Here is a 12,354-nt window from a genome sequence, read left to right on the forward strand (position 1 = left end):
GATGAAAACCGCCTCGTTAAGCGAGGGCCGTCGCGGCCCCGCGCAAATCTGGAACAGCGCGCCGCAGTTGGCGCATATTCCCGCTATCTCGCTGAGCAGCCTGGTACCGCCCGGCGCCCGGGTGGTGGTGATTGCCCCTCACCCCGGCGACGAAGTGCTCGCCTGCGGCGGCCTGCTGCAGCTGCTCAGCACCCGCGCGCACCCGTTGAAATTAATTTCCATCACCGATGGCAGCGCCAGCCACCCTGGCTCCCAGGTCTGGTCGGCCAACCGCCTGAGCGCGGTGCGTCCCCAGGAAAGCGCCGAGGCCCTGCGCCGCTTGGGCGTGCCACTGCACAGCCTGAAATGGATTCGTGGCGGCTTTCGCGATAACGCCCTGGCCAGCCATGAACAACCGATCAGCCAGTTCATCGCCCGCTACCTGAAGCCAGGTGATGTGGTGTTCACCACCTGGCGCCATGATGGCAACGATGACCACGAAGCCGTCGGCCGTGCCAGTGCCAAGGCGTGCACGCTGGTGGGCGCGCAACTCTATGAATTGCCGATGTGGGCCTGGCACTGGCCGGCACGCGAAGGCTCGGTGATCCCTTGGCAACGCGCGCGCAAGTTGTGCCTCGACACTTGGAGCGTGGCGCACAAGCTGCACGCCGTGCACGCCTACGCCAGCCAGCTGATGGGCGACCCCGCGATCGGCTTGGCGCCGATGCTTGCCCAAGTGTTGCTGGAGCGCATGCGCGAGCCCTACGAAATAGTGCTCACCTAGGCAAAGGTGGCAAAACGCCGGTGCCCGGCGTATGAAAATTTCGTTAACTGATTCATCTCGTAGGCTTTTTCCCACAAGCTCAATCTGCCACACTGATGCGAATAATTATCAACAGATTTATTATTCGCTAAGGATGGCGTTCCGGGAGAGCTACATTCATGTCTGTGCGACACCATGGCGGCAAAGGGTTTTCACCGAGTTCGATAGCAATGGCTATCTGCCTGACCACCACCCAGGCGACCTTCGCGGCCGAAGCCGACGCCCCGCCCACTACCATTGAGCTCGGCGCTACCGAGGTTTCGGGGCACCAGCTTGGCGAAACCACTGAAGGCAGCGAGTCGTACACCACCGGTTCGATGAAAACCGCAACCAAACTGCCCCTGACCCTGCGTGAAACCCCACAGGCCGTCACCGTGATCACCCGTCAGCGCATGGATGACCAGGCGATGACCAGCATCAATGATGTGGTCAACGCCACGCCAGGACTGTTCCTCAACTACTCCAGCGGCCCCGGCCGGCAGGGCTACACCGCGCGTGGTTTCGACGTCGACAACCTCATGTACGACGGCATTCCCAGTGGCTATGACGGCGTTAACGTCGGTGCCCAGCCGAACCTGGCGATGTTCGATCGCGTCGAGGTGGTTCGCGGTGCCACTGGCCTGGTGACCGGCGCCGGAAACCCCTCGGCGGCGATTAACCTGATTCGCAAGCGGCCCTTGGCCGAGCAGAAAGTCACCTTGACTGGCGCCGCCGGCAGTTGGGACGACTACCGTGGCGAACTCGACGCTTCCAGCCCGCTTAATGACAGCGGCACCTGGCGTGGCCGAGTGGTCACCTCTTATCGCGACGCCAACAGTTTCATCGACAAGGCCGAGCAGGATCACGGTTTGTTCTATGCCGTGACCGAAGCCGACCTGAGCGAAGACACCCGCTTGACCCTTGGCTACTCCAACCAGAAAGACAAGACCAACTACTTCTGGGGCTCGTCGATGATCGGCCTGGATGGCCATCACCTCGACCTGTCGCGTTCGTACAATCCCGGCACCGACTGGGAGAACAAAGACCAGGAGATCAACACCGTCTTCGTCGAACTGCGCCAGCAGCTGGCCAATGATTGGGCACTGCAGGTCAACGCCAACTACGCCGTACAAGACGCATTGTTCTCCGGTTCCTACCAGTCGCGCTGGACCGACAACACCCTGGCCCGCACCGTGTACCAGTCCGCCGCCGATGAAAAGCAGGCCGGGTTCGACGCCTTTGCCAGCGGCCCGTTCCAGGCGTTCGGGCGCACCCATGAGCTGGTCGTGGGCGCCAGCAAGCGCATCTACGATCTGACCACCCGCAACTACAGCCCGTACGATCTGAATTGGCCGATCAACGCCGGCAAACCGAACTTTACCCACACCAACAACCAGCGCGATGTCACCACTCAGGACGGTGTCTACGTCACCACCCGCTTGAGCCTGGCCGACCCGCTCAAGCTGATCCTCGGCGGGCGCCTGGACTGGTACGACTACGACAACCGCGATGGCGACGGCGACTATAAGGTCACCCGTAACCTCACCCGCTACGCGGGCCTGATCTACGACCTGGACGACCAGCACTCGGTGTATGCCAGCTACAGCGACATCTTCACGCCGCAACGTGAAAAAAACACCGGCGCCACCCCGCTCAAGCCCATCGTCGGCAAAAACTATGAAGTCGGCATCAAGGGCGAATACCTGGGCGGCGCGCTGAATGCCAGCGTGGCGCTGTTCCGGGTCGATCAGGAAAACCGCGCCGTGCAGATCGTCGTGCCGGACTGCCCACAGGCCTCCTGCTACCAGGCCTCGGGCGAGATTCGCAGCCAGGGTATCGACTTCGAACTGCAGGGCGCCTTGACCGAGAACTGGCAGGTCGGCGGTGGCTACACCTATGCGCGCACCCACACCCTCAAGGACGACGCCAACCCGCAGAAGGTCAACAAGCAGTTCGACACCGACACCCCGGAGCACCTGTTCAAGGTCACCACCCGCTACAACTTCCAGGGCCCGCTGGAAAAACTCCGCGTGGGCGGCAACGTCTCCTGGCAGAGCCGCATGTACAACGACATCCAGTTGGCGGACGGCAGCACCTATCGGCTCAAACAAGGCGGCTACGCTGTCACCGACCTGATGGCCGGCTACCGGGTCAACCAGCACCTGGACTTGCAGCTCAACGCCAACAATATCTTTGATCGTCACTACTACCAGTCCATTTCCAACGCGGTCACCTATGGCGGCGATTCCTACGGCAGCCCACGCAACATGATGCTGACGGCCAAGTACAGCTTCTGATCGTCATCCGCGGCTGCCCGCTCGGGCGGCCGTGCTTAAAGTCCCCTCTCGACTGGCCGATAACCGTCTGTCGGATCTTGTCCGGCCCCCATCGCCACACCTGCTTTTCCTGCGGCCAGCGTGGCACGCCGCATGCTTGGTTCCTGGCCAAACCACATGGAGTACACGTGAATGCTCAACCGCACACGCTTTATGGAGCACTACCGCAAGGCCGACCGCATCATGCTGGCGTTGATCTGGCTGATGTTCCTGTTCTCCTTGGGCCTGGCGTTCTGGCATGACACCTTCACCCAGGCGCTGATCGTCGGGGGCGGCACCGGCGTGGTGCTGACCGCGCTCTACCGCGCCATCGGCGGCACCCGCGTGATGCGTTGCGTGCTGGGTGCCGGCCTGATGGTGATGGCGGCCTTGCACATCAATCAGGCGCAGGGGGTGATCGAAGCGCACTTCGGTATTTTCGCGCTGCTGGCGGTGCTGACGTTCTACCGTGACTGGCTGCCGATCCTGGTGGCGGCGCTGACCATCGCCGTGCATCACCTGGTATTCCATGCCCTGCAGCATCAAGGCCTGCCCGTGTTTGTGATGGCGCATCACGGCGGCTGGACGATGATTTTCGTGCACGCGTTCTACGTGGTGATGGAAACGGTCGCCCTGCTCTACCTCGCCGTGCACAGCCACGCCGAGGCGGTCGAAAGCCAGGAAATGCTCGAAAAAATGCTCGCTGTCACCTCGCAATTCGAAGCCGAAACCGCCAAGGGTGAAGACAAGGTGCGTGTGTCCCTCGCTAAGCGCTTCGACCACTTCCTGCAGCAACTCACCCACCTGATCGACGGCGTCGCACGCGACTCCCATGGCCTCGGCCAACTCGGTCAGGAACTGGCCACGGCCAGCGGCACCCTGGAAAAAGGCGCGCGGCATCAACTAACGCAGATCAATGAGATGACCGGCTCGATGCAGCGCATGGAAGACGCCATGGGCCATATCACCCTGCACGTCGAACAAGCGGTGGAACACGCCGGCCAGGCCAGCCAGCAGATTGTGCGCGGCCAGGAAAGCGTTGGCCGCGCCCGGCATGAAATCACCCAACTGGCCTCGCGCATCAATGGCACGCAATCTACCGTACAGTCGTTGGCGGTGCAGGCCGAGCAAATCGGCTCGGTGCTGGAGGTGATCAGCAGCATCGCCAACCAGACCAACCTGCTCGCACTCAATGCCGCCATCGAAGCCGCCCGCGCCGGCGAGCAAGGCCGTGGCTTTGCAGTGGTCGCCGACGAAGTGCGCAGCCTGGCCCAACGCACCGCCCTCTCCACCCAGGAAATCAAGACCATCATCGAAGGCCTGCAGCAAGGCAGCCGCCAGGCCGTCGAAGCCATGCACGACAGCCGCCAGGGCGTGGAGCGGTGCGTGGAAGACAGCCAGATGGCCGTCGACATGCTGCGCGCCGTGGGCGAAGACATCGCGCATATCGATCAACTCAACGGCCGCATCGTCACCACCACCCGCGAACAGACCTCGGCGAACCTGGAAATTGTCGAACGCCTGCAATCGGTGCAGCACATCGCGCAAAACACCGCCGACGACGTGGAAACCCTGGCCCGCAGCAGCGAACGCCTGCCACCGATCGCCGTGCGCCTGGATGCGCTGGGGCGCAGGTTTCATCCCTGATTCATGCCATCGGCTCAGCAGCCGAAGCCTCTCTAACTGCAGCCCCGCGCTCCAATGTGGGAGGGGGCTTGCCTAATGCCAGTCAGTTAAGCAAAAGGTGCTCACAGTAGGAGCGAGCTTGCTCGCGAAAAACGCTCAGACAACGCGTTCATTCTGCATAAACGCGGGGGCGCTGAGTTCTTCGCGAGCAAGCTCGCTCCTACAAAAAGCCTTAACTGACTGGCATTAGGGCTTGTCCCGATGGCGGTCTGAAACTAGCGAACAACTGTACCTGTAACACTGCAAGTCATCGCCTCCCGCTCGCGCACTACGAAACTCCTGCACTTTCCCCCGGTCGATGCTTTCAAGAGGCCGACAGTGCCTCGGGTGCTTTGTGTGTGTAGTGAATGCCTGCGGAGACGGCCATGAAAGAAGCCATTAGCGATTTGCCCGGCCCTATAAAACGACAGGCTGACCGAATTTTGCGTGAGATCGAACTGGCAGGGTCGATGATCCTGGCTGTCAAAAGCGGTGCCAAAGCCCAGGGGTTTGTGCTGGGCATCACCTGCTGTGAAGGGCTGACGTCGGAGCGCTGCGAGCAGCTGGCAAGCCATTTCGACAGCGTGGTAGAACAGAGGCTGAGGGCCCTGACATTGGGCCTGTAGGGTCAGGCGCATGAGCGCTGTGCGCGCGTAGATTGGATCCATGGCAGCCCCGGCACCGGCCGCGCTTTAAAAGCGGCGAACAACCTCCTACACTGCCGGGAATTTCCCTTCATCTGCGCAGCCTCGCTCTTCTGCCCGACTCGCATCAGGATTTACAGACATGCGCCTGCCCGATTTCATCCTGGAAAACCTTGAGCCGATCCTGCAGGCCTGGGAAGATTTCGCCAGAACCATCGAGACACCGGGCGAGGAACTCGACAGTGTCGGGCTGCGCGACCATGCCGAGCAGATGTTGCGGGCCATCGTCAGCGACCTGCGAACCAAGCAGACCCGCCAGGAACAAATAGCCAAGGCTCAGGGCCAGGCGCCGGCGGACGACCAGGAAACCGCGGCGGAAACCCATGCCATGACGCGGCTGATGGCGGGTTTCACCATCGATCAGATGGTCTCGGAATACCGCGCGCTGCGCACCAGCGTGGTCAGCCAGTGGATGCGCCAGATCAAGGACGGCACCCCGATCAATGTCGACGACATGACCCGCTTCCACGAAGCCATCGATCAGGCCCTGGCCGAGTCCATCGCCAGCTATTCACGCGCGGTCGAGGCCTCACGCAACATGTTCCTCGGCATTCTCGGCCACGACTTGCGCACCCCGCTCGGCGCGATCCTGCTGGGCGCCGACGTGCTGCGCCGCTCACAGGACGCCGGCGCCCGCGCGACCAAAATCGCCAACCAGATCTACACCAGTGTACGCCGCGCGAGCCAGATCGTCGGCGACCTGCTCGACCTGACCCGCTGCCAGATGGGGCCGGGCATCCCGGTCAAAACGGCCGATATCGACCTTTCACCGCTGTGCCAACGCGTCATAGAAGAAATCCGCACCTTTCATCCTGAAGCTATCGTGATGTTCGACGCCAAAACGCCGGTTGCTGGGCAATTCGACGGCCCGCGCATGGAGCAGGTCTTCTCGAACATCGTCAGCAACGCGGTGCAGCATGGGGACACCACCCGGCCGATCCAAGTCGAGTTGGGCATACGCGAGGGCTTCGCGGTCTTCACCGTGCACAACAGCGGTGAAGCGATCCCCGAGGACGTCCTCCCGTTCATCTTCAACCCCATGGGCCGCTTCTCCCAGCGTACCGCGATCAATCACGGCCCCACGGAGGGTTTGGGTTTGGGCCTGTTCATTGCCTCGGAAATCGTGGCGTCTCATGGTGGGTCGATTGAGGTAAGTTCCGATATGGAACAGGGCACGGTGTTTAGTGTGAGAGTGCCGATTGATAAGCAAGAGAACAGTGTTGCCTGAAACGAGGCGCGCCCGATTCGCGAGGGGTGTAACCACTATGGAATACGACGAAAAGCTGATAGAGGAAGCCGTGCTGGCCCTGCTGACAGTCTTCAGCACCGATGACGGAAACTCATGGAAGGGGCACGATTTTCAGGTCATGAACCGATTACATGGACAGGGTTTTATCGATAACCCGGTAAACAAGAACAAATCGGTCTGGTTGACGCCACAAGGGCTGGAGCGCGGTCGGGAACTAGCTGATCGGCTGTTTGGGACGAGGGCTTAGGTCAGGACAACCTGTACCTTAGTCGACATAACTCGGCCGTGATTGCCGCAGCGCCCCCACTCCCCTTATCCTCGACGCTCCCGTCCGACCCACTCCGGAGCCGCCATGGACCTCGCCGCCCTCGCCCTCTTCCTGCCCGCCTGCTTCGCCCTGAACATGGCGCCCGGCCCCAACAACCTGCTGTCGGTGAGCAACGCCACCCGCTACGGCTACCGCACCTCCTGCCTCGCCGGTCTCGGCCGTTTGCTGGCCTTCGCCGGCATGATCGCCCTCGCCTCCGCCGGGTTGGCGGTGGTGCTGCAAACCTCGGAGTTGTTGTTCTACGGGATCAAGCTGCTTGGTGCGGCGTATCTGTTTTACCTGGCCTATCAGCTGTGGCGCGCAGACCCGCACACGGAGGCGCAAACCGCCACGAACAACGTGGGCTTATGGGCCTTGGCGCGTCAGGAGTTTCTGGTAGCGGCGGGTAACCCGAAAGCCATCCTGATCTTTACCGCCTTCCTCCCACAATTCGTGGTGCCCGGCCAACCTATTAACGCGCAATTCGCGTTGTTGGGCGCAATGTTCCTGGCGCTGGAATGGATCGCCATCAGCGCCTACGCCTATATGGGCCTGCATATGCGCCGCTGGTTTGCCGAGCCTAGGGGTAAGCGGATCTTCAATCGGTGCTGCGCGGGGTTGTTGTCGGCGGCCGCAACGGTGTTGTTGACGGCACGCCGGGCGTAATTCCCACGCCTGCAGGCGCCCTACCCTTTGGTCAAATCAACCAACGGCGTCTGCCGCACCTCAGTCTCGCGCCCGGCCTGAATCTCGCTGACCTGCTGCAAGGCCTTGTCCACAGCCGCCTTGTCCGCCAACAAGCTGTAGCTGATGCGGAACTGCTTGTGTTCCTTGGGCCCAATGGTGGGTACCAGGTTCAGTGGCCGCTGATAACGGCGGTTGTAGGAAAAACTCGTCCCCGGCTCCAGCCCCGTGACATAGCCCTGCCCTTGAGTATCGGTGTTCTTCCACAGGGAAAACACCGGCAGCGTCTGCGTATTGAAACCTACCGACACGCCCAGGCTGCCAGCTTTGTTATGCAACACGGTCAAGGTATCGCCCTTGGCATCGGCATAGGGCACCACGTTGTAAACCGTTTCGTCGTAGTCCTTTGTGGGCGCGCGGTAGGTTTGCCAGTCGGCCAATTCGCCCTTGGCCTTGTCGTTGAACGGCGACACCTGCTTCACCGGTGCGGCGAAACGCGCGCCCTGCTCCAGAAACGGGGTGCTGAAGTTACTGTGATACAGCGCCTGGTATTCCTTCGGATAGTCGCCGTTGTTGGTCAGGGTGTCGTTGAGAGCAAACACGACACTGCCGGGCTCGGTGACCAGTTCGGTCGCCACGGAAAAATCGACCTTCTTGAACGCCTGTTCTTTCAGTTCGCCGCGCAGGGTGATGGCGTACGGCGGCTTCTCATCAATGTGCAGGGTGACTTTGTTCGCAGGAATATTCGCGGCCCTGCCATGCAGAGTCAGCAATTCGCCGTTGTCGATGCCAGGGTGACCGACCCATTCATAGCCGCAACGGGTGACCAACTCATTGAAACCTTCCAACCAGCCCAGCCCGCCGCGACCATTGAGCTCGATGAAGGAAGGATTGACCACTTCCTTGACCGGCGAATCCCACCCCATGCGCACATCGCCGACCGAAGCCTGCAACACGTTCATACCGCGAGTCGGCACCACCGAGAGCTTCATCGTGCCGTTATCGATATCGACAATGCTCACCCCCTCCTGCCGACCGCCGTGCAGAGTGCGCAGGGTAACGCTGAAGGGTTTGTCGGTTTGCACACCGAGTTGCTGGCTGGTGACCTGCCAATTCTGCGCGGCTTTGTCGGTGTCGAGAAGCACGTAGTCCCAGGCCATGGCGTGGGAGGCGGCGGAGAGTGCGGTGAGGGCGACAGCGAATTTTAGGGGGATCATGACGGTTGCCTTTCTTGGAGTTGTGGCAGTTTTATAGACTCGATTAAACGTTTCAGCAAGCGTAAAAGGCGGTATTACGTGGGCAAGTGCCGAAAAGGGGTTGCGGAAAGTTGGAAAATCGACTCGGTGCCAGCGCAGGTAGATGCGATCGAAGAATGGTGGTGAAATCGTTCTGGATTATGTCGATCACAACGAGGCTGGGATAGCGTTCGAACACCTGCTTTACATGATTAATGAGCCACCGCTCATTGTTTCTGAAGAATGCACAAAGATATTGGCCCGGATCGCGAAGACCCTGGAGATGCCGTTTACCGGGGACGAAAGCAGCCGCCTATGAGGGGCAGCTATCGGCCGATACCCGACAAATTCAAAGGTTTGTGATCTGCACGAAGTGGCTCGCATGAGTGTCTTCCGTTCGAATAAAGCCGCAGCTCAGGTAAAAAATGTCCCCCTCGATAGTGTCGGTATAGAGGCGCACACGTTCAAAATGCAATGCGGCGTGAGCAAGCAATGCGCTAACCAATCTGCGGCCGACCTGTTGCCCGCGTGACGCAGGCGCCACGTACATACGTCGCAGCCTTCCTGTACGGTCATGGGTGAACGGATCAACAGACAGACCTCCAATGCCTACAAGCTGCTGCTTCAGATACGCTGCCATAAGGCATTCGCCAGGCGCATCGAAGCGATTGGTGCCTGACTCCCAGTCTGTAGTCAGTCGGGTGAGAAACCTGAAGCCTTCTGCAACTGCCGCTTTTTCCAGGTCGAGGATTTGGGGCGGCAGATGGGTGATCCGTTGAATCTGCATTGAGGTCAATCCTCTCTGATCGGGGGCGAACCCCGCTTTTCACCAAGCCCCTAGGCGCGGTTGCCGATTTTCCTTTACACCCTAATGAGGAACTCATACACCCTAAACGGCCGCTGCAGCATGTGTCCAACTGTCCGTCGTACTCCTTCAACTCGATCAAGGGCTAATTAGTAAGTGCAAACCTTAGCTTCGCGGCCTCCAACAGTTGTGCGGCTTATTTCTCCAGAATCTTCATTTTTGGTGATTTTTTAAATTGTGATGTAACACAGCCCTGAGTTAGATTCATAGTCAGCGCCGGCCTCAGGTAAAAAGTGCACACTTGTAAAACATTGATACCTCCCACTTGCTGGTGTACCTGCATACACTAGAGTTATCGGCTTGCCCGGCTCAATATATACTTCTGAGCTATTCTTCATCCCGTCACTACCCGGTATTCCCAGCATGCGATCATTGAACGTCCGATCATTTGCAATAGCAAATGATCTTGAGTTCACCATTCCAACGCCGGGAAGTGCCCAGTCGACACAGGTGCTACCTGGCACCAGACGTACAGTTTGATTGGTGATAACTCTGAGCCTGCTTGATGTAGGACTAGGCGGCTCAATATATGCAGTCGTAAAAGATTTTAGGTTATCTATCGTAGAACAACCTGACAATATTAAAATCGGCACAAATATTAAGTATTTTAAATATTTCATACTTTAAACTCTCCATAAGCTCTGCGTGATTTTTAGAGACTTCAACTCTTGCACAATATGCAGTTAAAAGACCTTCCTATCTGGTCTGCTCAGACGCCTTCTCGCTCTTGAAAATCGGTTACACAAGGCGGCCCTATACGCCCTTTCGGATCGCAGCTTGAAGGCTCACGAGCGCTTGAAGTGGGTCAGTCATATCCATACTGGTTTCCCTGCTCGCCCTCATACTGGATTAGCCCAACGTTGACGGCTGGGCTTGTGATGGACTTGGCCGAGGCATGAGGTACGCGTGGTTACGGTGCAGTCGCCGGCAACTCCTGGCACCATTTGATAGAACGCAGCGCTTCCTCAGCAGGCACAAGCGCATAGCGTGAGTAAAACATTGTTCCACCGAAACGACCCTCGTCGATTTCGCCCAAGGTCTGTCCGTCCTTGTAAGCAGATGTGCTGAGTTGGTCTGCGATGTAATACACCTTTCCATTCTCGACGGTGATATCGAAACGCTTGTTAACCATACCGCTTATTATGGGTGGCGAGGTGGAGGCGACGCTGTGCTTGCCGGCGGGAATGTCGGCTTTGAAAAAACTACCGGAGGGCAAGCTGCCAATAGCGCGACCATCGACCAGAATGGTCGGAGCGACCCCGCTACCGATGCTGGCGGAAGTGCGATAGAAGTAAACCGTGGCCTCGTCCGGACGGGGTTGTGCCGGTGATGTGAAGAATGGCTGGCCCGTCAGGTCTGGACCGCTGATGCAGCCGGTCAGTGACGCCAGGCCTACGAACAGGCTGGCCCAGAGTAGCGTAGAGCGCTTCATAGCATAAAACTCCTTGAACTGGGATCAATGGGCGCGGGTTCGATGACTGTCACTGTTACCGGATTCAGATCGTGCACAGCCCTTTACCGAAGTCAGTGGCATCAGAACTCGGCCAAGGCGCAAAACCGCTCTTTGCCGTCACATTCAAGATGTTCCGATCCTTGAGCATCGGGTACTTGCGCTTCAGCTCCTGCACAGTGCTTTCGGCATTGTTCACGTTGGCCAGGCAAAAGCGCAGGGCATCGGCGCGCAGATCGCCGATATAGAGGGTTTCCCCGGCCTTCACCGAGAAAACCGCAGGCACAGGACGCGGCATCGATCGGCCCGCGTAATACACGTAATGCCACTGCGTGTACTCATACTCTCCAGGCGGCACTTCATACATGAAGTAGTGGCCCAGCACATGGGGTGATGGCTGATCGTCTTCATTGCCCAGCGTCGTCAGCCGTAATGCAGTGCCGGGTGCCCCCTGTTGGTTGATCTCAACCACCAGCCCATGCGGCTGCATCATCACATAGCTCTCATCAATCGAACCCACAATGATCGCCTTACTCGGGTCCGGTGCGTGCTTGCCGTCGTAGCGTGACGTAGCGCACCCGGACAGAAGGGTCACGCAAAGTGCGACTGCGGCCCAGACTAGATGTTTACTGCTGACTTTCCCTAGCATTGGTCTTTTTCCGATCAGTAATCTTGCAGTTCGTAGATCCCAGCCGAGCGAACTAAAAGTTCGCACACCTGGTGCCTCGTTGCCGGCTCGGCCGGACCTATTGTCCAGCTACCCGCACCTTGATAACAACCCGCTGTTGACCAATCACCCAAGTTATGGGGCCATTGTCTTCAACCCGCATTCGCCGCAGGGCTTGTACTAAAGGGGCTGCAGTGGGTCAGACGTGCTGTTGAGCACCGCATCTTTCGCCGCAATTCGCAGTGCCTGAAGGCAAAATCCGATTCCCTCGCCGCGGCTTGCTCCATTGCCTACGCGTGCGTCAGAATCCGCCGGCTTGTGCGCTAGAGAGGCTGTCTCTAAGGTGGCTTGGTCGCTGAATTGTTCAGTGATCGGGTTTAGTAGCCTGAGGGTTTATCCAAACAATGTGCACAAGCTTCATCGATCAGACAT

13 protein-coding genes are annotated in these 12,354 nt (G+C 59.0%); 8 read left to right on the top strand and 5 right to left on the bottom strand.

Going from position 1 to position 12,354, the window contains the following annotated elements; genetic code table 11:
* Position 1: 1 nt before the first annotated feature.
* From C4J91_RS14970 to C4J91_RS15000, 7 genes are all read left to right on the top strand, one after another.
* Complete coding sequence (locus tag C4J91_RS14970; RefSeq protein ID WP_124363046.1) at positions 2 to 763, top strand: PIG-L deacetylase family protein; 762 nt, start codon at positions 2 to 4, stop codon at positions 761 to 763.
* 158 nt (positions 764 to 921) lie between these two features.
* Complete coding sequence (locus C4J91_RS14975; RefSeq protein WP_124363047.1) at positions 922 to 3,078, top strand: TonB-dependent siderophore receptor; 2,157 nt, start codon at positions 922 to 924, stop codon at positions 3,076 to 3,078.
* A 972-nt stretch (positions 3,079 to 4,050) separates the two neighbouring features.
* Positions 4,051 to 4,743, top strand: coding sequence for a methyl-accepting chemotaxis protein (locus C4J91_RS28185; protein WP_256658987.1), 693 nt, complete (start codon positions 4,051 to 4,053; stop codon positions 4,741 to 4,743).
* 404 nt (positions 4,744 to 5,147) lie between these two features.
* Positions 5,148 to 5,387: a hypothetical protein gene (locus tag C4J91_RS14985; protein ID WP_124363049.1), complete on the top strand. Its 240-nt coding sequence runs from the start codon at positions 5,148 to 5,150 to the stop codon at positions 5,385 to 5,387.
* 160 nt (positions 5,388 to 5,547) lie between these two features.
* Complete coding sequence (locus C4J91_RS14990) at positions 5,548 to 6,693, top strand: sensor histidine kinase (RefSeq protein WP_124363050.1); 1,146 nt, start codon at positions 5,548 to 5,550, stop codon at positions 6,691 to 6,693.
* Positions 6,694 to 6,730: 37 nt separating this feature from the next.
* Positions 6,731 to 6,961 (top strand): DUF6429 family protein, encoded by a 231-nt coding sequence (locus C4J91_RS14995; protein ID WP_124363051.1) that lies wholly within the window; start codon positions 6,731 to 6,733, stop codon positions 6,959 to 6,961.
* Between the two features lie 105 nt (positions 6,962 to 7,066).
* The gene (locus C4J91_RS15000; RefSeq protein WP_124363052.1) at positions 7,067 to 7,687 is read left to right on the top strand and encodes a LysE family translocator; all 621 of its coding nucleotides are present in this window, start codon (positions 7,067 to 7,069) and stop codon (positions 7,685 to 7,687) included.
* 20 nt (positions 7,688 to 7,707) lie between these two features.
* Here C4J91_RS15000 and C4J91_RS15005 read toward each other — a convergent pair whose 3' ends face one another.
* Positions 7,708 to 8,922: an aldose 1-epimerase family protein gene (locus C4J91_RS15005; protein ID WP_124363053.1), complete on the bottom strand. Its 1,215-nt coding sequence runs from the start codon at positions 8,920 to 8,922 to the stop codon at positions 7,708 to 7,710.
* 226 nt (positions 8,923 to 9,148) lie between these two features.
* Here C4J91_RS15005 and C4J91_RS27815 point away from each other — a divergent pair, with 226 nt between their 5' ends.
* Positions 9,149 to 9,259, top strand: a complete 111-nt coding sequence (locus tag C4J91_RS27815) for a hypothetical protein (RefSeq protein WP_256681693.1) — start codon at positions 9,149 to 9,151, stop codon at positions 9,257 to 9,259.
* Between the two features lie 30 nt (positions 9,260 to 9,289).
* On the opposite strand, the gene C4J91_RS15015 is transcribed toward C4J91_RS27815, so the two are convergent.
* From C4J91_RS15015 to C4J91_RS15030, 4 genes are all read right to left on the bottom strand, one after another.
* Complete coding sequence (locus tag C4J91_RS15015) at positions 9,290 to 9,727, bottom strand: GNAT family N-acetyltransferase (protein WP_372238289.1); 438 nt, start codon at positions 9,725 to 9,727, stop codon at positions 9,290 to 9,292.
* Between the two features lie 248 nt (positions 9,728 to 9,975).
* Positions 9,976 to 10,425: a hypothetical protein gene (locus C4J91_RS15020; RefSeq protein WP_124363055.1), complete on the bottom strand. Its 450-nt coding sequence runs from the start codon at positions 10,423 to 10,425 to the stop codon at positions 9,976 to 9,978.
* Positions 10,426 to 10,715: 290 nt separating this feature from the next.
* Positions 10,716 to 11,237, bottom strand: a complete 522-nt coding sequence (locus C4J91_RS15025; RefSeq protein WP_124363056.1) for a DUF2846 domain-containing protein — start codon at positions 11,235 to 11,237, stop codon at positions 10,716 to 10,718.
* Between the two features lie 64 nt (positions 11,238 to 11,301).
* Positions 11,302 to 11,775 (bottom strand): hypothetical protein, encoded by a 474-nt coding sequence (locus tag C4J91_RS15030; RefSeq protein ID WP_256681589.1) that lies wholly within the window; start codon positions 11,773 to 11,775, stop codon positions 11,302 to 11,304.
* Positions 11,776 to 12,354 lie beyond the last annotated feature (579 nt).

This window comes from Pseudomonas sp. R3-52-08 (genome assembly GCF_003851745.1).
Taxonomy (GTDB): domain Bacteria; phylum Pseudomonadota; class Gammaproteobacteria; order Pseudomonadales; family Pseudomonadaceae; genus Aquipseudomonas.